18 protein-coding genes are annotated in these 19077 nt (G+C 65.3%); 3 read left to right on the top strand and 15 right to left on the bottom strand.

The annotated features are described in order from the left end of the window. Window positions 1-35 precede the first annotated feature (35 nt). The 4 genes from AAFG13_RS38875 to AAFG13_RS38890 form a co-directional block, all read right to left on the bottom strand. The gene (locus AAFG13_RS38875; protein WP_212311420.1) at window positions 36-1070 is read right to left on the bottom strand and encodes an LLM class flavin-dependent oxidoreductase; all 1035 of its coding nucleotides are present in this window, start codon (window positions 1068-1070) and stop codon (window positions 36-38) included. 224 nt (window positions 1071-1294) lie between these two features. After that, on the bottom strand, window positions 1295-2218 hold the full coding sequence (locus tag AAFG13_RS38880; RefSeq protein ID WP_342710256.1) for a glutathione S-transferase family protein: 924 nt from the start codon (window positions 2216-2218) through the stop codon (window positions 1295-1297). Window positions 2219-2330: 112 nt separating this feature from the next. Then, window positions 2331-3089: an SDR family NAD(P)-dependent oxidoreductase gene (locus AAFG13_RS38885; protein ID WP_212311418.1), complete on the bottom strand. Its 759-nt coding sequence runs from the start codon at window positions 3087-3089 to the stop codon at window positions 2331-2333. 37 nt (window positions 3090-3126) lie between these two features. Further along, the gene (locus AAFG13_RS38890; protein ID WP_342710257.1) at window positions 3127-3696 is read right to left on the bottom strand and encodes a TetR/AcrR family transcriptional regulator; all 570 of its coding nucleotides are present in this window, start codon (window positions 3694-3696) and stop codon (window positions 3127-3129) included. A gap of 103 nt (window positions 3697-3799) precedes the next feature. Between AAFG13_RS38890 and AAFG13_RS38895 the strand changes: the two genes are divergently transcribed. Together AAFG13_RS38895 and AAFG13_RS38900 are read left to right on the top strand one after the other, a co-directional pair. After that, window positions 3800-4588 carry a crotonase/enoyl-CoA hydratase family protein gene (locus AAFG13_RS38895; RefSeq protein WP_212311416.1) on the top strand — a complete coding sequence of 263 codons (789 nt, stop codon included), beginning with the start codon at window positions 3800-3802 and terminating at the stop codon, window positions 4586-4588. A 224-nt stretch (window positions 4589-4812) separates the two neighbouring features. After that, a complete protein-coding gene (locus tag AAFG13_RS38900; RefSeq protein WP_342710258.1) occupies window positions 4813-5664 on the top strand; it encodes a division plane positioning ATPase MipZ in 852 nt (283 codons plus the stop codon). Window positions 5665-5678: 14 nt separating this feature from the next. Here AAFG13_RS38900 and AAFG13_RS38905 read toward each other — a convergent pair whose 3' ends face one another. The 4 genes from AAFG13_RS38905 to AAFG13_RS38920 all read right to left on the bottom strand — a co-directional run bounded on the left by AAFG13_RS38905 (window position 5679) and on the right by AAFG13_RS38920 (window position 10406). Continuing rightward, complete coding sequence (locus AAFG13_RS38905; protein WP_342710259.1) at window positions 5679-7184, bottom strand: hypothetical protein; 1506 nt, start codon at window positions 7182-7184, stop codon at window positions 5679-5681. A gap of 61 nt (window positions 7185-7245) precedes the next feature. Continuing rightward, window positions 7246-8106 carry a sugar phosphate isomerase/epimerase gene (locus tag AAFG13_RS38910; RefSeq protein WP_342710260.1) on the bottom strand — a complete coding sequence of 287 codons (861 nt, stop codon included), beginning with the start codon at window positions 8104-8106 and terminating at the stop codon, window positions 7246-7248. Window positions 8107-8109: 3 nt separating this feature from the next. Beyond that, window positions 8110-9456, bottom strand: coding sequence for an MFS transporter (locus AAFG13_RS38915; RefSeq protein ID WP_342710261.1), 1347 nt, complete (start codon window positions 9454-9456; stop codon window positions 8110-8112). 77 nt (window positions 9457-9533) lie between these two features. Beyond that, complete coding sequence (locus AAFG13_RS38920) at window positions 9534-10406, bottom strand: phytanoyl-CoA dioxygenase family protein (RefSeq protein ID WP_342710262.1); 873 nt, start codon at window positions 10404-10406, stop codon at window positions 9534-9536. A 98-nt stretch (window positions 10407-10504) separates the two neighbouring features. Between AAFG13_RS38920 and AAFG13_RS38925 the strand changes: the two genes are divergently transcribed. Next, window positions 10505-11515: a LacI family DNA-binding transcriptional regulator gene (locus AAFG13_RS38925; RefSeq protein WP_342710263.1), complete on the top strand. Its 1011-nt coding sequence runs from the start codon at window positions 10505-10507 to the stop codon at window positions 11513-11515. A 50-nt stretch (window positions 11516-11565) separates the two neighbouring features. Here the strand turns inward: AAFG13_RS38925 and nuoB are convergent, their stop codons facing one another. The 7 genes from nuoB to AAFG13_RS38960 are packed head-to-tail and all read right to left on the bottom strand — an operon-like array spanning window position 11566 to window position 18980. Next, the gene (nuoB, locus tag AAFG13_RS38930) at window positions 11566-12099 is read right to left on the bottom strand and encodes an NADH-quinone oxidoreductase subunit NuoB (protein WP_212311409.1); all 534 of its coding nucleotides are present in this window, start codon (window positions 12097-12099) and stop codon (window positions 11566-11568) included. A 12-nt stretch (window positions 12100-12111) separates the two neighbouring features. Continuing rightward, a complete protein-coding gene (locus tag AAFG13_RS38935) occupies window positions 12112-13623 on the bottom strand; it encodes an NADH-quinone oxidoreductase subunit C (RefSeq protein ID WP_212311408.1) in 1512 nt (503 codons plus the stop codon). A gap of 18 nt (window positions 13624-13641) precedes the next feature. Further along, window positions 13642-15090 carry a hydrogenase 4 subunit F gene (locus tag AAFG13_RS38940; RefSeq protein ID WP_212311407.1) on the bottom strand — a complete coding sequence of 483 codons (1449 nt, stop codon included), beginning with the start codon at window positions 15088-15090 and terminating at the stop codon, window positions 13642-13644. Continuing rightward, window positions 15087-15749 (bottom strand): hydrogenase-4 component E, encoded by a 663-nt coding sequence (locus tag AAFG13_RS38945; RefSeq protein WP_212311406.1) that lies wholly within the window; start codon window positions 15747-15749, stop codon window positions 15087-15089. Before AAFG13_RS38945 ends, AAFG13_RS38940 begins: the two co-directional genes overlap by 4 nt. Beyond that, window positions 15749-16705, bottom strand: coding sequence for an NADH-quinone oxidoreductase subunit H (locus AAFG13_RS38950; RefSeq protein WP_212311405.1), 957 nt, complete (start codon window positions 16703-16705; stop codon window positions 15749-15751). Before AAFG13_RS38950 ends, AAFG13_RS38945 begins: the two co-directional genes overlap by 1 nt. Next, complete coding sequence (gene hyfB / locus AAFG13_RS38955; protein ID WP_342710264.1) at window positions 16696-18711, bottom strand: hydrogenase 4 subunit B; 2016 nt, start codon at window positions 18709-18711, stop codon at window positions 16696-16698. Before hyfB ends, AAFG13_RS38950 begins: the two co-directional genes overlap by 10 nt. Further along, a complete protein-coding gene (locus tag AAFG13_RS38960; protein WP_212311404.1) occupies window positions 18708-18980 on the bottom strand; it encodes a helix-turn-helix transcriptional regulator in 273 nt (90 codons plus the stop codon). Before AAFG13_RS38960 ends, hyfB begins: the two co-directional genes overlap by 4 nt. Between the last annotated feature and the right edge of the window lie 97 nt (window positions 18981-19077).

Here is a 19077-nt window from a genome sequence, read left to right on the forward strand (position 1 = left end):
CCGGGGGATTGCTTTGCGTGGCTGGCTCTTGCCGATCAGGCGACGAGCATATCGCGCACCATCGGCACCACCTTGCTGCCGTAGAGCTCGATGCTTGTCATCAGCTTCTCGTGCGGCATCGGGCCTGCCGAATATTTCAGCTGGAAGCGCGCAGCGCCGAGCGCCTTCACGGTCGCCGCGATCTTGCGGGCGACGGTTTCCGGCCCGCCGACATAGAGCGAACCGTGCTCGGCCTCAGCCACGAACTCGTCGCGGCTCATCGGCGGCCAGCCGCGCTCCTTGCCGATCCGGTCACGCATGACCTTGTAGTCGGGCCACAGCTCCTCCCGAGCTTGCGCGTCGGTCTCGGCAACGTAGCCCGGCGAATGCACGCCGATCGGCTTCGGCGTCCGGCCGAACTGCTGGTAGGCCCGCTGGTGCAGGTCGACATAGGGCGCAAAGCGCTTGGGATCGCCGCCGATGATGGCGAGCATCAGCGGCAGGTCATAATGCGCCGCGCGCACCACCGATTCCGGGCTGCCGCCGACGCCGATCCAGGTCTTCAGCCGGCCGTGCTCGACCGGCGGATAGACCGACTGGCCGCTGAGCGGCGGTCGCAGCTTGCCCTGCCAGCTCACCGGCTCCTGCTTCAGGAGTTCGGTGAACAGGTCGAGCTTCTCCTCGAACAGCTCGCTGTATTGCCGCAGGTCGAAGCCGAACAGCGGGAACGACTCGGTGAAGGAGCCGCGGCCGAGGATCACCTCGGCACGGCCGTTCGAGACCGCGTCGACGGTTGCGAAGCGCTGGAAGACGCGGATCGGATCGTCCGAGCTCAGCACGGTCACCGCCGAGCCGAGGCGGATGTTTTGGGTGCGCGCGGCGATGGCCGCCAGCACGGTCTCGGGGGAGGAGATCGCGAAGTCGGCCCGGTGGTGCTCGCCGAGCCCGATGAAATCGATCCCGAGCTGATCGGCCAGCACCGCCTCGTCGACGACGTTGCGGATCACCTGGGCGTGGGACAGCGGCGTACCGGCGGCGTCCTTGGTGACGTCGCCGAATGTGTCGAGCCCGAATTCGAGAGAGGTCGTCATCAATCAGTCCAGTTGTCGGCGTGGCGGAGCATCCGCCACGGGCCACCCATCGCACGCAGGCCGAAAGGTCGTGTTGCTGCGGAGATGTCCGCAAGCCTGCGCTGTGGAGCCTTCGGTTGGAGATGCAGTGGAGCTATTGCCTGTTCGCGGCCTGACAAGGTCACGCCGCGAAACGCAGCGTTTCCAGGTCGCTTGTACTCGGCCTGCGGCCGAGGCTGCGGCGATCAGCCCGGGATGACCAGGAAGCCGGCCCGCGGCAAATGCACCACGACCTCGCCTGTGCGTTCGTCGGACCGGCGGATCGCGATGTGTTGCGCCGACAGCGAGACGATCTCGCCGCGGACTGGGATCTTGCCGTAGTCGTCCGGCATCACGCTGACGATGTCGCCGGGCTTGCGACCGTTCGGATCCAGAGGGTCGCCGAAAACAGGCGACTCCGGCCGCGACTTCGCCGCGATCTCGAGCGCGTCGGCTGACGACATCTCCGTGCGCGCGCCGTGGCCAATCGCGCGGACGCGCTCCTCCCAGGCCGCAAGGCGCGGCAAGGGCTTCACGATCTCGTCGATCGTGGCGACGCTCTGCCGTGCGTACCACACATTCATGTAAGCGCTGACGTCGGCGAGGCTGAACTCGCCGAACAGCCACTGTCGGCCGTCACCGAGTTGCGCCTCGATCCAGTCGACATTGGCGCGGAACTGGTCGCGCATCTGCGGCAGCGCCGCGGCCATGGCGGCGACATCGAACTTGGCGTCGCGCAGCTTCTCGCGATCCTCGATGAAATCCTGCGGGACCTTGTCGCCGATGAAGCCGAACGCGAGGGTGACCGTGTTCTGGAAGAACGGCCGGTCGGTCCACATGCCGAGCGCCCAGGGCATCCCGGCATGGCCCGCGGGAAACAGCGTCGGCGTCGGATAGCGCCGCTCCAGCTCGCGGATAATGATCTGGGTGTCACAATAGATGTCCGCGCCGATCTGCATCGTCGGTGTACGGCGATAGCCGCCGGTCATCGGCATCAGATCCGGCCTCGGCATGATCCGGGAAATCCGTACCGAGTTCCAGGCGAGCTTCTTGAATCCGAAGATGATGCGGATTTTCTCTGAGAACGGCGATTGATCGAAATGATGCAGGATCGGCGTGGGCTGCGACATGGCCTTCTCCCGGCATAGGGCTGCGATCTCCTCGGACCTTGTCGCACAGCCTGACAAGATTTCGGCGGATCGCAACCCATTTCCTTTGGAGAACGACGACGGCGCCGTGCCGTCAGAACGATTCCGCCCATGGCCGCAGGTCGAGCTCCAGCGTCCATGCGCTGCGATGCTGATGATGCAGCACCCAATAGGCGTCCGCGATGGCTGCGATGTTGAGCAGCCCGTCCGGACCGCGGTCGTCCTTCAATTGCGGGCGCATGCTCAGCAGGCGATCGCCCTCGATGCCGCCGTCGACCACGACATGGCCGACATGAATGCCCTGCGGCCCGAACTCCCGCGCCACGCTCTGCGCCAGCGCGCGCAGCGCGGCCTTGGCGGAGGCGAATGGCGAGTAGTTGGCCTTGCCGCGCAACGAGCCACTGGCGCCGGTGAACACCAGCGTGCCGCCGCCGCGCGCAAGCAGGGCCGGGATCGCGGCCTGTGCGAGCTGGAATCCGCCGAGCGCGTGTTCGCGCCAGTGCTCCTCGAAGCGCTGCTCGGTGACCTTGAGGAACGGCGCCGGCCGGTTGGAGCCTGCATTGTGCACGGCCATCGCCAGCGGCGCGAGCTTCCCGGCAGCCTCGACGAAGCGGGCGACATCCGCGGCAGTTGAGGCATCGCCCACGACATGGGTGACCCTGGCGCCGGTTGCTGCGAGTTCAGCCGCGGTCGCGGCGAGCTTCTCGGCGTTGCGCCCGGCGATCGCGACGGGATAGCCACCGGCCGCAAAGCGGCGCGCGATCGCGGCGCCGAGGCCGTGGGATGCGCCGACGCCGGCAATCAGCACGCTTCCCTGCACAGCGGTCGGCTCGAGGGCGGATCGGTCGTTCATGGCTCACTCCATCAAGGTGCCCGCGGCGCGGGCGAAATCATTGGTCGGACGCCATCGCGACGATGGCATCGCGCACCGTCCGCAGAATGGCATCGGACCGCTTCGGATCGGTGATGACGCGCGAGATCGCGAGTGCGCCGACCATCGCACTCACCGCGACGATTGCGCCGCTGTCGTCAGCGTCGCCGAACGTCTCGGCGACCTTGGCGATGAAGGATTCGATGTGCGGTTCCATCACCGCGCGGCACTGCTCATCGGCGCGGCCGACATCGGAGATCAGCGCGCCGATCGCGCAGCCCGACTTCGGCGAGTCGCGATGGCTGCGGCTGAGATAGCTTCGCACCAGGGCGTTGACGCTGACCGGCTTGCCGGGATCGCGCGACGCGCGCGCCGACGCCTCACCCAAGGTCAGCGCCTGTTCCAGCGCCGCGGCGATCAGGTCGGAACGCGAGGCGAAGTGGCCATAGAAGCCGCCATGGGTCAGCTTCACCTGCTGCATCAGGCTTCCGATGCTGAGCGCGTCGAGCCCCTTGTCGCGGATCTGCGTCGCAGCCTCGTTCAGGATGCGCTCACGGCTCCTAGCCTTGTCGGCCTGGGAATGGCCCATTTCGCAGTGCCCCTGTTTGACTCTCTTCCTGGATTATGACCATCATGCATCTGAATGACAACCATCATCCAGAAAATTTCAGTCACAAAGCAGGGAGGAACAGATGTCCGGCAGCGCGAGCGAAGGGCGGGTCCGCCACGAGCGGCATGATCACATCCTGAAGGTCATCATCGACAATCCGGCGAAGAAGAACGCCTTCAGCCCGGAGATGATGGCTGAGCTGTCCGACGCGCTGACGCTGCTCGACAATGATGACGGGCTCTGGGTCGGCGTGCTGTGTGCCGCCGGCGGCAGTTTCACCGCGGGTCTCGACATGCCGAAGTTCTTTGGTCCGACGGCGAGCCGCAAGCCGCTGCCGGAGGGCAATGTCGATCCCTTTGGACTGTCGAAGCGGTGCCGGAAGCCGATCATCACGGCGGTGCAGGGCATCGTGTTCACCGTCGGCATCGAGATGATGCTGGCCGGCGATATCGTCATTGCCGCCGACGACAGCCGGTTCTGCCAGATGGAAGCCAGGCGCGGCATCGCGCCGCTGGCCGGCGCGCATTTCCGCTACATCAGCCGCGCCGGGTGGGGTGATGCGATGTATCACCTCTTGCTGTGCGACGAGTTCAGTGCCGCAGAAGCGCATCGGATCGGCCTCGTGCAGGAAGTCGTGCCGGCCGGTCAGCAGATCGAGCGCGCGATGGCGCTTGCAGAGATCATCGCGCGCAACGCGCCGCTTGGAATCCAGGTGACGAAAGAGGCGGGCCGCAAGTTCATCGAAGCCGGCGAGCAGGCGGCAATTGCGATCATCCCGCAGATCCGCGAACGCGTGCTCAACACATCAGATGCGGCCGAGGGCATCAAGTCGTTCGTCGAGCGCCGCGCCGCGGTGTTCCAGGGACGCTAGTCGCAGCGGCGCTGGTCCCTGGGGCGCTAGTCTCAGCGGCGCTCGCTGCGTTCACGATACGTGCTCGGATTGCGGTTGTGACAATGTTGTCGCAGCCGCATCAATTTCGATCACGATGATCGTGCGACGACTCTTGTCGAGATTCGTCGAATCAGGGAGATTCGAATCCATTCATTAAATGCTATTTCGTCCTGCTTTCACTCAAGCGTCCGGTATGGATTCCCATGACAAACGCACGAGTAATTGTTGTCGGAAATAACAAGGGCGGCTCGGGCAAGTCGACAATTGCCATGCATGTCGCCATCGCGCTGATCAAGGCGGGTCAGCGTGTCGCCACCATCGATCTCGACAACAAGCAGAAGTCGCTGACGCACTACGTCGATAACCGGCGGGATTGGGCGCGGCAAACCTCGCTGAATCTCGATATCCCGGCGCATATGTGCTTCGAGACGGTGAGCGGCAGAAGCAGTGAAGTCGAGACGCTCGGCCGCAGCGCGCTTGCCGAGATCGTCGAGCGGCTCAGCCGGTCGCACGATTTCGTCGTCATCGACTGCCCCGGCCACGACACCTATCTGACGACGTTCACGCATTCGCTGGCGAACACGCTGATTACGCCGCTGAACGACAGCTTCCTCGACTTCGACGTGCTCGGCACCGTCGATCCTAACGACTTCAAGGTGGCCGGCATCAGCCACTATTCGAAGATGGTGGAGGAAGCGCGGCGCGAGCGCCGCGCGCAGGATCAGCCGGCATTCGAGTGGGTGGTGCTGCGCAACCGCCTCTCGACGATTGGTTCACGCAACAAGCGGCTGGTCGGCGAAGCCCTCAACGAACTATCGAAGACCCTGAGTTTCCGCCTGGTCGACGGCCTGGCCGAGCGGGTGATCTTCCGCGAGTTCTATCCGCGCGGATTGACCGCGGTCGACGACGTCAATCAGCTCGCGCTCGGTGGCCGGCCGACCATGTCGCATGTCACCGCATGGCTCGAGATGGAGCGGCTGATGACCGCCATCATGCTGGGTCACCTGGTGGCGCGCCCGTCGGAATCCGCCGACGTCAGTCGCGACGCGGCGTAGACGCGGTCGGATCGTTACCGGCAGTTGGTGTTGCCCGCATTGGCAACGGTCAGGAACGTGATCGTTGCGGGAGCGAAGACGATTGCTCCCGCCGGGGCCGGCTCGCCATTCAGGGCGGGCATCTGGTCGGAAGGCCCAAGCGCAAGCGTGCGGCCATTGAGCTGAACATTGCCGTCGACAGGCCTTTCGCTCGCCAATGTGTAGCGTTGCGATGCCGCTGACATCGTCAGCTTGCGCCGCATCCGCCGGTCATTGTTGATGACGAGCAGGGCTATTCCATCAGGCAGATCGCGCGCGCAATGCGCATAGACGTGGAGACCGGGTTGCTCGCCGACGCCGGCATCGAGCACGGTGGTTCCCATCAGCCGTCGCCATAGCAGCGCGGTCCAGTAGTTCGGCCGCGGCAGATGGGTTTGCTCGTCGAGCAGCCCGTAGTCGCTCGCGGCAAGCGTGTTGTGCATCACCACTTGAACGCCCGCCTTGGCAAGCTGCCCGAGCTGATCGAGATAGCGGAACGTATCGGTGAAGGTCGCGGCCCAGCGATTGCCGCCGCACGCGGTCTCCGCGGTCTCGGTCAGCCAGATCGGCTTGCCCGGTGCGAGCCGGTCGCGCAGCGCCTGGTAGAAGGCGAATGTCTTGCCGGTTCGTGCCAGCCATTGGTCTGACAACGCCTGCCTTGCGGTGCGATCGCCGGAGCATCGCGCCGAGAGCGCGCCATAATGATGGTAGGAGACCGCGTCGATGCCCGCCGCTGAAACCGCAAAGAGGGCCTTTGTATCCACGCCGATTCCGATCGTGCCTGGGCCGAGGATCGCCGCGTCGGGCGCGGTGTCCTTCATGAATGCGCGGAACGTTGCGAAATCGCGGCCGTAGGCCGCGGCATCGTAATGCTCGGGCGCGCCGCCGATGGCCGGCAGATCGGGCTCGTTCATGAACTCCGCTGCGGTGATCTGCCCGCCGGCCGATCGCGTGAAAGCGAGAAGCTGCCGGGCCTGTTCGGAGCTCCATCGGCCGTCAGCGTCGCGCGTGCCGGCGCTGATCGCTAAAGATGTGACGAGGGGGGCGTCGACGGCGTGCGAGAAGTCGATCACGCCCTGCCACTGCTGTCGCGTCAGCACACCCTTGAAGCCGGCCGGTGGCGCCGATGGTGGCGCGTCGGAATCCGTAAAGAACGTGCTGTTGGCCCAGGTCCCGCTCACGCGAAGGTAGGCGGGAGCGAGCGCTGCTGCGAGCTTGCGTAGCCTGCTATCGTGCAGATCGATCGGCGTGCGCGCCGCGAACCGGTCCGGCTTCGCACCCCGCCGTGCGGCGGCATAGGGTTTCCAAAATCGACCGCCGGTCACCTCGACCATCTCGATGTTGTAGGACTGGAAGCGCGGGTCGATGGTCGCAACTCGCGGCATGGCGGCGACGTCGAGCGTCAGCTCTGCCGCGGCGGCCTTCGGCTCGGCAAAGGCCGCAATGGCGAGCACAATGACGCAGGCGAGGCGTCGAGGAGGATGAACCCGGTGGTCGCGCATAAGGGCGTCACGGCATTCTGATTGGCGCTTCGCCGCAGCATGCAGCCGCAGCTTCTCTGGATCAACTCGATGCCGCGCCGTTTGGCTCGTTCGCGATGCGATCCCACAGCGCCCAGATCATGTCCTTCATGACCAGCGCGTCCTGCCAGCGGTCGGACAATTCCCTGCCATCGGGTCCGGTGATGGCATAGGGCGGGGGACCGAGCTCGCACAGGAAGGTCAGGGTCGCATCGGGCCCGGCGCGCTTCCGCCAGGAGCGGATGCCGTAGTCCCACCAGTCCATGAACAGCGACACCCAGCCCTGATGCTGTGGAAAGCCGAGCGAGATCTGCACCTGCTCGCGGCTCGCGATGCGGCCGTGAATGCCCCAGGCATGGTCGAGGATGCGGTGGATCATCGCATGATTGACGTCGTCGATCGGCCAGGCGAATTCGCGGCCGACCAGATAGTGCGAGAGGTCGGCGGTCAGCCGCAGATCGGGGAAGCAGTCGAGCAGATCGAGCGTGAAGAGCAGGTCGGTCGTCATGCGGTCGCGATGGGTCTCGACATGCACGGCGACGCCGGCCTCCGTGCCAAGCCGCCGCCAGTCTTCGAGCAGGGGAATGCAATCTGCGATCCGGCGCGGCCGAATGTCCGGCTGCAGGTTGACATGATCGGCGCCGAGCTCCGCCACCAGCTCGAGCACCGGCTTCAGATCGTCAACATTCTTCGGATAGCATTGCGCCTGCCAGATCATGCCATGCGCGCGAAGGAAGCCTGTCACCTCGCGCGCGAAAGCGGGATCGATGAAGCGCACGCCGGCGCCGTCAAACGCGGCATCGCGGATCATCGCGAGCTGGGTTTGCAGCGGCCATTCGTCCTCATCCGCCAGCCGTCGCTCCATCGCCCAGAGCGACTGCAGGACGCGCAGTTGCTGCGCCACCGATCAAGCCCGTGCCGGGATCGCTGCGGGCAGCTCGGCCTGCTCGCTCGCGTCTTCGGCGATGTTCTCCTGATAGGTCTCCGGTCCGATCCAGATCGCAACCACCGTACAAGCCGACAGGAACATCGCGTAGCAGGCAACCGGCCACCAGGTGCCGTAGGCCGCCACCAACGCGGTGGCGACGAACGGCGCCGGGCCGCCTGATAGCAGCGAGCCGAGCTCACGCGCGAAGGCAAAGCCGGCGAAGCGGCGTTGCGGCGGGAACAGTTCGGCGAAATACGCCGCCTGCGGCCCGAACATTGCCGCCGTCACCACGGCGCGCGCCAGGATGAAGGCGAGCGCGATCATGATCCACTCCTTGGTGCCGACCATCCAGAAGAACGGGAAGGAAAGCGCGACGCCGGCCAGCGCGCCGAACATGTAGACCGGCCGCCGTCCGATCCGGTCCGACAACGCCGCGAAGCCAAGTATCGCAAACAGCTCGACCGTGAAGGCCAGCATCAGCGCGCTGAGCGCCTCCGCTTTCGGCACGCCCAGCGTGTTGATGACGTAGCTCAGGCCAAACACCGGGAAGAAATAGCCGAGCCCGTTCTCGGCCATCCGGGCGCCGAGCACGACGAAGAAGTTGCGCGGGTGCCGGCGCAACGCCTCCATCGCCGGGTTGCTCTCGACCTTGCCGCGCGCGACCACCGCCTGGGTGTACACCGGCGTCTCGGTGATGCGCATGCGGACGAAGATGCCGACGACGATCAGCAGGAAGCTTGCCAGGAAGGGCAGGCGCCAACCCCAGCTCATCAGGGCCTCGCGCGGCAGCATCGTCACCAGCGCGAAGGCGGCGGCGGCGAGCAGATTGCCGACGGAGACACCGAGCGGCGCGAAGCCGCCCCAGAAGCCGCGATGCTTCGGCGGCGCGTTCTCCACGAGGTAGATCACCGCGCCGCCATACTCGGCACCGGCGCCGAGGCCCTGGATGACGCGCATCGCGACCAGAAGGATCGGCGCCCAGACGCCGATCTGCGCATAAGTCGGCAGGAAGCCGATCGCGGTGGTGCCGATGCCGATCATCAACAGCGTTGCGACTAGCACCGGCTTGCGGCCATAGCGATCGCCGAGGATGCCGAATATGAGGCCGCCGAACGGCCGCACCACGAAGCCGACGCCGAATGTCAGGAACGACAGCAGCGTGCCGACCACAGGATCGCTCTTCGGAAAGAACAGCTCGCCGAACACCAATGCGGCCGCGGTGCCGTACAGAAAGAAGTCGTACCATTCGAGCGCGGAGCCGATGCTTGCGGCCAGGATCACACGCAGGCGCGATGTGCGAGCGCCATCTGTTGCCATCTCGGTCATTCGTTTCCCCGTTATTTTGATTTTTATGTCTTGAAAGCAGCAATGCCCGCGGCTTGCCGCGGGCATTGTCGTCAGTCTCAGGCGGCACGCGTGAAGTAGGATTTCTTCGACGCCGACTGGGTCTCGTAGATCGATCCCTGCCGTTTGGCCGGCGGCAGCGGCATCCGTACCGGCACGTCGGTCAGCCGCGGTGTGACCACCGGCGGACCCGCCAGCAGGCGGCTGTTGAATTCGTCAAAGTCCTTCACGCCCATCAGCGGCCAGGCGTCGCTGGCGGCCACTTCATAGAGAAGCAGGTTGCGCGGCCGGTCCGACGTGTTGGTCGCCGAGCCGTGCAGCGCGCGCACGTGGTGGAACGACATGCTGCCGGCCTTGCCCATGCAGGGCACCGCGCGCTTGATATCGTCCTGGATCTGGTCCGGATCGATCAAGCCGGCGAAGCAGCCGTCCTCGCCGTGATGATCCCACATCGTGCTGCCGGTGTGCGATCCCGGCGTCACCAGCATCGGGCCGTTCTCGATATCGCAATCGTCGAGCAGCACGCCGATCGCGAGGATGTCGTCATTGGTGTGCGGATAGAACGCCCAGTCCTGATGCCACTCGACCGGCGAGCCGTATTGCGCCGACTTCATGTTGAGCTTCGAGCCGTGCAGCCGGAGCCCGGGACCGATCAGCTTGGTCAGGATCGAGATCACCGCGGGGCTGCGGATGATCTCGTCGAAGATCGGGTGCACCTTGTGCGGCGCCTTGATGCGGCGGACGCGCGGAGTCTCCGGCGTATGGCCCGGCTCGAGGTCGTAGACGTCGGTGTGCTCGCTGACAGCAGCGGCGCCGGCCACCAGCTCGGCGAGCACCGCGCGGACCTTGCCGAGGGTCTCCTGGTTCAGCACCTCGGGGACCACGATCACCCCGTCGCGCTTGTAGGCCTGGGCCTGCTCGTCCGAAATCATGCCGCTTCTCCCTTTTTGTTTCATGTTAGCGCTAACATTAGGCAATGCTAGCGCTAACATCATGGCTTGGCAATCCGGAATCGTGCAGGGTCCGGCCCATGAGCTCCGACCTGACCGACCCCGGGACCGGCCCGACCGGTGCCGCGCCCACCCTTTCAGAGGTGGCCAAGCGCGCCGGCGTCTCCTCGATCACGGTGAGCCGGGTGGTGCGAATGCCCGATCTGGTTGCCCCGGAGACCCGGGCGCGGGTCGAGCGGGCGATGCGCGACCTCGGCTATGTCCCGAACCTGGTGGCAGGCGCGCTGGCGAGTGCACGGACCAATTCGGTCGGCGTGCTGGTGCCGACCATCGCCAACTCGATCTTCGCCGACACGGTGCAGGGTCTGTCCGACAAGCTCGAGCCGCTCGGCTTCTCCGTGATCCTGGCGCAGTCGCGCTACGATGCGGTGCGCGAGGATCGCGTGCTGGCGGCGCTGCTGTCGCGGCGGCCGGAGGCGATCATCATGGTCGGCTCGCCGGCGACCGAGGAGGGCAGCCGCCTGCTGCGCAATGCGCGGATTCCGATCGTCGAGACCTGGGATCTGCCGGCCAACCCGATCGATGCGGTCGCGGGCTTCGACAATTACCAGGCCGGTGTCGCTGTCGCGAAGCATCTGGTTGCACAAGGGCGCAGGCAGCTCGCCTTCATCGGCGGCGATGATCCGCGCGGCACGCGGCGCTGGTTCGGCTTCCGGGACGAGGCGCTGGCAAGCGGTCTCGCCGAGCCGCGCCGGCTGATCCTCGACCGCAAGGATTCCGGCAGCGTGGCGGCGCATGCGCGCCTGCCCGATGTCGACGCGGTGTTCGCCGCCAACGATGCGCATGCGATCGGCTTCATGTCGGGGCTGCGCAAGGCCGGCCTGCTGCGCGACGGGCCCGCGTCGGCACAGCCGGTCGCCGTGATCGGGCTCGGCGATCTCGAAATGGGCCAGCTGATCTCGCCGACATTGAGCACGATCAGCGTGCATGGTGACGCGATCGGCCGCACCGCGGCGACGCTGATGCTGGAGCGCGGCGGTGAGCGCCGCATCGATCTCGGCTTCGAGCTGGTGCTGCGCGACAGCGGTTAGCGATCGCCGGCCGCTACAGGCGGGCGCAGGTCGCTAACGCGTCTCTGCTCTCATTTTGCCGCGGTGCCGGACTCCGCCACCTCGATCAAGCTGATGAGGCCACGCAGAATGGCCATCGGCGAAGGAGGGCAACCCGGAATATGGAGATCGACAGGTACAACTGCCGAGACCCCGCCAACCACCGCATAGCTGCCGGCAAAGCATCCGCCATCCCTGGCGCAATCGCCCACAGCGACGACCCATTTGGGATCGGGGGTCGCGCGGTATGTGCGCTCCAGCGCCTCGCGCATGTTCTGCGTGACCGGACCTGTGACGAGCAGGACATCGGCGTGACGCGGCGAGGCGACGAACCGGATTCCAAACCGTTCGACATCGTAATACGCATTGCTCAGCGCGTGAATTTCCAGCTCGCATCCATTGCACGAGCCTGCATCGACCTCGCGGATCGAAAGGCTGCGGCCGAGGCGTCGTCGTGCGGTGCGACCGACCGTGGCCGCGAGCTCCGCGAGCGCAGTGTCGTCCGGACGCGGCGCCTGTTCGGTCAAGGGCTGGCGAAACAGGCTCTGGAACAAAAGTTTGCGCATCGCCTGCGGTCCTCAGAGGTCCTGCCCCGAATAGGAGCAGTTGAACGACTTGTTGCAGAGTGGGAAGTCCGCCACGATGTTGCCTTCGATCGCTGCCTCGAGCAGGGGCCACTGAAACCATGACGGATCGCGCAGATGACATCGCTCGATCCGATCGCCGTTCAGGCGCAGCCAGGCCAGAATGTCGCCCCGGAAACCTTCGACCAGCGCGATGCCTTCGCAAGGCTCGGTCGCACCTTGCAGCGACACTCTGACGGGGCCGCCCTCGAGGCCGATCAGGATCTGGTCCGTCAGCGCAAGACTCTGCTCGACTTCCCGGATCCGGATCCAGACGCGGGCGTTGACGTCGCCATCGCTGAGAACGGGGACGTCGAAACGCAGACCATCATAGGGGAGATAGCCGGGGCTGCGTCGGGCGTCATGGTTGCGGCCGCTTGCGCGCCCGACATAGCCACCGGCTGCGAATTGCCGGGCGAGCGCCGGGGTCACGATGCCGGTGGTGACGGTGCGATCCTGCAACGAGGCGGTGTTGTCGTAGAGTTCGACCAGCGCAGGGAAATGCCGGCGGATCTGGTCGAGCGCGGCCCGGATTGCGTTGGGTCCGTCGCTGGCGATGTCGCGTGCGACGCCGCCGGGAACGATAAGGTCGCGCATCAGGCGGTGGCCGAATGCAACGTCGGCCGCGCGCAGCACGCACTCGCGCAGCACGGCGCAATGTGCCTGCATCAGCGCAAATGACGCATCGTTGCAGATTGCTCCGATGTCACCGAGATGATTGGCCAGTCGCTCGAGCTCGGCCATCAGCGCACGCAGCAACAGCGCGCGGGGGGGCACGGCAATCTGCTGCGCGGCCTCGACGGCTTGCGCGAATGCCAGTCCATAGGCGACCGTGCTGTCGCCGGAGACCCGGCCGGCGAGCCGCGCGGCCTGCTCGATGGTGCTCCCAGCCATCAGCCCTTCGATGCCCTTATGGGTGTAGCCGAGCCGCTGCTCCAGGCGGACCACGGTCTCGCCGCTCGCCGTAAAGCGGAAATGTCCGGGCTCGATGATGCCGGCATGCACGGGGCCGACCGGAATCTGATGCAGGCTGTCCCCTTCGGCCGGAAGGAATTGATAAGGCGCCGCATCCGGTGATGCATCGAGACGTTCGCCCAGCGGGAAACGCATTTGCCATCGGCCATGATCGAGCCAGGGACGGGGATCCGGCGTGCCCGCGGCCTGAAGCCCGAACAGGTCGTGGACGGTGCGCTCCAATCGGAGCGCCGGAGGATGATAGGCCGCGACCGACGGGAATTGGCGATCGGGACAATCCAGGCTGATCACGCCGATATCGGAGGTGCGGTCGTCGAGGATGGCCATATGCACGCACGATGCTTCGCCCCATAGCCCGAGCAGGCTCAAGCCGCCATCGGCGAGGGCGCTGGCGGCGGAGCGCCAGACGTCGTCGTCCACCACTGCGCGTGGCCACGGATAGTGCCGTTCGACCTTGCGGCCCGCCTGGATCAGATCGATCAATTTCGGCATATCCCGTTCTCCCTCGCGCTAGCCCAGGAGGTTGGCGACGTGCTGGAACCAGACAACCAGCGGTCCCGGAAGGTAGATGCCCGCAGTCAGCACCAGCGCGAAATGCGCGAACATCGGCAAATAGGATGCATCCGCCGGCGCGACACTGCCGCGCGGCTCGCCGAAAGCAAGGCTGGTCAGGCGCAGGATCAGCGCGCCGAGGGCAAGCAGCAGGCCGAAGACCAGCGGGATGGCGAGCAGCGGCTGGCGCGCGAAGGTGGAACTGACGATGAGAAATTCGCTCATGAAGATGCCGAGCGGCGGCAGGCCGGCGATCGCGACCACGCCGATCACGAGACTCCAGCCGAGGGCCGGATGGGTTTCGGTCAGGCCGCGAATGTTGGCGATCCGCTGCGTGCCCTTCACCTGTGCGATGTGGCCGACGGCGTAGAAGATCCCCGACTTGGTGAGGCTGTGCATCACCATGTGCAGCAGGCCGGCAAAGTTGGCGAGCGGGCCACCCATCCCGAACGCAAACACGATGATGCCCATGTGCTCGATCGAGGAATAGGCGAACAGCCGTTTGATGTCGCGGCGGCGGTAAAGCATGAAGGCTGCGAACAGCAGCGAGGTCAGCCCCATCGTCACCATCAGCGGGCCCGGCGATATCGCATCCGGATTGGCGGCGAGCAGGATCTTGAAGCGGAGCACAGCGTAGAGCGCAACGTTGAGCAAGAGGCCGGAGAGCACGGCGGAGATCGGGGTCGGGCCCTCGGCATGGGCATCCGGAAGCCAGGCGTGCAGCGGCGCCAGGCCAACCTTGGTCCCGTATCCGAGCAGCAGGAAGATGAAGGCGACGTTGAGCAATGCCGGATCGAAGGTTGCGGCGCGGCTGATCAACACCGTCCACACCATGGCGTCCTGGCCCTCGCCGATGACCGGCCGTGCCGCCATGTACACTAGGATCGTGCCGAACAGCGCGAGCGCGATACCGACGCTGCCGAGGATGAAATACTTCCAGGCGGCCTCCAGCGCCGCATGGGTCCGGTAGATGCCGACCATCAGGACGGTGGTCAGCGTGGCGATCTCGACTGCAACCCACATCAGGCCGATATTGTTCGACACGAATGCGAGGTTCATGCCGAACATCATGACCTGATACATGGCATGGTAGAATCGCAGATAGCCCGGCGTGAGCCGCCCGGTCTCGAGTTCGTGGGCGATATAGCTCGCGCTGAACACGCTCGTGGTGAAGCCCACGAAGGTGTTGAGTACGATGAAGACGATGTTGAGATCGTCAATCAGCAGGTACGGGCTGGGTTGCGGGCGCTCGATGACGAGCAGCGAAAGCGCGGCCAGCAAGGTGCCGAGACTGGCGAGGATATTGAGCGCTGCGGTCAGGCGGTAGCCGGGCAGCGCCGCAAGCACCGCCGCGGCACAAATCGGTATCAGTAGAACCCAGGCGACCGCATCCGACGCCGCAGTCATCGCCGCTCTCCCCTGAATTCATCGAGTGCGCCGACGTCGACGGTGTCGAACCGCTCCCGAATTCGGAACAGGAACACGCCGATGACGATGAATGCGATCAGGATCGAAAACGCGACGCTGATTTCCACGACGAGCGGCATGCCCTTGGCGCCGGTCGCGGCCAGCACCAATCCGTTCTCCAGCGACATGAAGCCGACGACCTGGCTCACGGCGTTGCGCCGGGTCACCATGACGAGCAATCCCAGCAGCACCACCGACAGCGCGAAGGCGAGGTCTTCCCGCGCCAGCGGATCGGCGGCGCCGGTCACGCGGAGCATCACCATCATGGAGAGGGCGACGAGCCCCATGCCCGCCAGCATGGTCAGGCCGATACCTACCGAGGTCTCGATATCGCGATGAATGCCGAGCTGCTTGACGATCCGGTGCAGCGCCACCGGGATGATGGTCGCCTTGAAGACCAGCGCGATCACGGCCGTCACGTAGAGATGCGGTGCGTTCTGCACGTAGGCCTGCCAGGCGACGGAAAGCGCGAGCACCACTGCATGAAGTGCGAAGATGTTCAGCAGCGCATACAGGCGGTCCTGGTACAGCATCATGAAGCTGATCAGCACGAGCCCGCCGGCGAGCAGATGGGCGATGTCGAAGGCGAGGTTGTGCATCAGAAGCTCCGTGACACGAACCGAAGCAGCGTGCCGAGCAGGCCGAGCATCAGCGCGGCGCCGAGGAACTCGGGGACACGGAAAACCCGCACCTTCGCCGTCGCGGTCTCGAACACGGCAAGCAGGAAGCTTGCGACCGCAAGCTTGAGGATGTAGGCGGCGACGCTCACCAGATAGGACAGCGGACCCGCGCCTTCGGTGGTGATCTGCCACGGGAAGAACACGCAGATGATCAGGGAAATGTACAGCAGCAGCTTGAGAAAGGCGCCAAACTCGATCATGGCAAGGTGACGCCCGGAATACTCGAGGATCATCGCCTCGTGCACCATGGTCAGCTCCAGATGCGTCGCCGGGTTGTCGACCGGGATGCGCGCGTTTTCGGCAAGCGCCACCATGATGAGCGCAATCATCGCCATGCCGAGCGAGACGCGCAGTCCCACTTCGGACGACGCCATGAAGGTCGCGACCGTTGACAGCTGGGTGGAGCCGGCAATGAGCGCGACGCAGAACACCATCAACAACATGGCTGGCTCGGCCAACGCTGCGATCATCACCTCGCGGCTGGAGCCGATGCCGCCGAAGCTGGTGCCGACATCCATGCCGGCAAGTGCGAGGAAGAAGCGCGCGCTGCCGAGCAGGGCGACGATCGCGATCAGGTCGGCGCTCCAGTTGAATTGCAAGCCGGTCGCAAATGTCGGGACCAGCGCCGCGGCGACCCAGATGGCCGCGAACGTTATGTAGGGCGTGACACGGAACAGCCAGGACGCGTTTTCGGCGAGCACGACCTCCTTGCGTAGCAGCCGCAGCAGGTCGCGGTAGGGTTGGAAGATCGACGCTCCCCTCCGACGCAACAGGCGGGCCTTGACCTTGCGCACGACGCCGGTCAGCAGCGGCGCGAGCAGCAGCACGAGCGTCATCTGGCCCAACTGAACGAGGATGTCCGAGATCACGACCATATCGCGACGACCAGCAGCAATGTGACGAGGGTTACGAAGACCAAACTGAGGTAGCGGCGGATGGTCAGGAACTGGAGCTGGTTCAGCCGATCGGCGAAAAACCAGACGACTTCAGTCACCGGCGTATACAGCCGCTCCCAGACCAGATCGTGCATATCGACCCTGAAGCGGGCCGGCCGCAGTTCGCCCGGCGAAGGCATGTCGACATGCTCGCGGGCCTGGAAAACCAACGTGCCGAACACCCGGCGGATCGGCTGGACGAAGCTCGCCCCGGAATACTGCGCCGCCGGTGTCGGATCGGTGAAGCCACACCCCCAGGCCGGTCCGCGCCGGATCGCGCGCGAGGCAAAGCGATGGATGAAATACACCGCAAGCGACGCCGCGGCCGTGATGAAAACAAAGACGAGCAATCCGTTGTAGGAACTGCGGCTCTCTTCGATCGGCACGATCGAGAACCAGGGGTCGTTCGCCTGGAGCGGCATCTGGTGGCCGATCATGGCCGTCGTGACCGGCGAGAGCGCGTCGATCACCAGACCCGGTAGAATGCCGGCGAGGAAGCAGAGCGCGGCGAGGCTGAACATCGCGGCAAGCGAATAGCGATCGACTTCGCCTGCGGCTTGTGCGGCCGGGCTCCGCGCGCGGCCGAGGAACGTGATTCCGAAGGCCTTGACGAAGCAAGCGGCGGCGAGTGCCGCCGCCAGCGCCAACAAGGCGCCGACTGCGGGCACCATGATCTTCAGTAGCCATTGCGGCAGATCGGGGCTCTGCAGGACGGCCTGAAACATCAGCCATTCGGAGACGAACCCGTTGAACGGCGGAAGCGCCGAGATCGCAACGCAGCCGACGAGAAAGACGAAGCTGGTGAGCGGCATGCGGTGGATCAGGCCGCCCAGCTTCTCCATGTCGCGTTCGCCGGTCGACGTCAGCACGGCGCCCGCGCCGAAGAACAGCAGGCTCTTGAAGAACGAATGGTTGAGCACGTGGAACAGCGCGGCCGTGAAGGCGAGGGCTGCTGCCAGGCCGAGGCCGTTCGCCTGAAATGCCAGTGCAAGGCCGAGGCTTGCGAAGATGACGCCGATGTTCTCGATCGTGCTGTAGGCGAGCAGGCGCTTGAGATCCTTTTCCATCAGCGCATAGAGGATCCCCATCACAGCGGTCGCGCCGCCGAGGACCAGCACCACGACACCCGCCGACCAGCTTGGCGGCCCGAGCAGATCGAACACGACGCGGATGAACCCATAGATCGCGACCTTGGTCATCACGCCGCTCATCAGCGCCGAGACATGGCTTGGTGCTGCGGGATGGGCCAGCGGCAGCCACACGTGCAACGGAACCAGGCCGGCTTTTGATCCGGCGCCGAGCAGCATCAGCGCGAGCACCAGGGCGGCTTCGGACGGTGTGTGCTGGGCGCTGCGGATGGCCGCAAAACCGTAGCTGCCGCCAGCTCCCGACAGCAGGCCGAAAGCGAGCAACAAAGCGAGCGTTCCGAAGCTTGCCATGACGAGATAGACGTAGCCCGCGCGCGCATTGTCCGCATCGCGGTGGTGCGCCATCACGAGCGCCCAGGACGCAAGCGACATGAATTCCCAGCACAGCAGGTAGGTGAACGCATCGTCGGCCAGCACAACGAGGTTCATCCCGGCCAGGAATGCCGGAAAGAAGGGAAGGATGCGCTGCGGCGCGGACTCGTGATTGCCATAGCCGAGGCCATAAAGACTTGCGGCCGCACCGCCGAGATTGACCACGGCGAGAAAGAATGCCGCGAGCGCGTCGAGGCGGAAATGCGATCCCAGCCACGGCAAGCCGATCGGCAGTATCAGTTCCGTCGCGCTGGCGTGGGAGATGAGCGAGAACAGGGCTCCGGCCAATGCGACCAGCGAAATCGCAAAGGTCGCGCCGTAGACGATGGTTGTCGATCGGCGCGATCGGGTCGTTGCGATTGCGAGAGCGGTCGTTCCCAGCAGTGCGGCAACACACCAGACCTGCTGAGTGACCGCCTGGATCATGTCTGCACCTTCGGCGAGCCGGATCCGGCCTTCAGTCGCACGCCGCGGCCGCCGCCGCTGCTGACGGCGCCCTCGTTGACGACCTCGACGCCGGCCGTGCCGAGCGCGTCGATCAGTTTCACAAGCGAGTCGACATTGCCGCGAATGGTGCCCTCGCTCGCCTCCATGCGCTGGATGGTCGGCACCGAAAGTCCGGACAGCTCGGCGAGCTGCCTTTGGTCAATGCCAAGCAAGGCTCTGGCAGCCCGGAGCTGCGCCGCGGTGATCATCGATCAAAGCCGTCGATTGAGAGTCGGGTCTGTTTGGATGTCATTTATGCACATCAAGTAGTGATGCGGCAAGTCCAATAAGTGATGTTTTATACAT

The organism is Bradyrhizobium sp. B124 (assembly GCF_038967635.1).
In the GTDB taxonomy this organism is placed as follows: domain Bacteria; phylum Pseudomonadota; class Alphaproteobacteria; order Rhizobiales; family Xanthobacteraceae; genus Bradyrhizobium.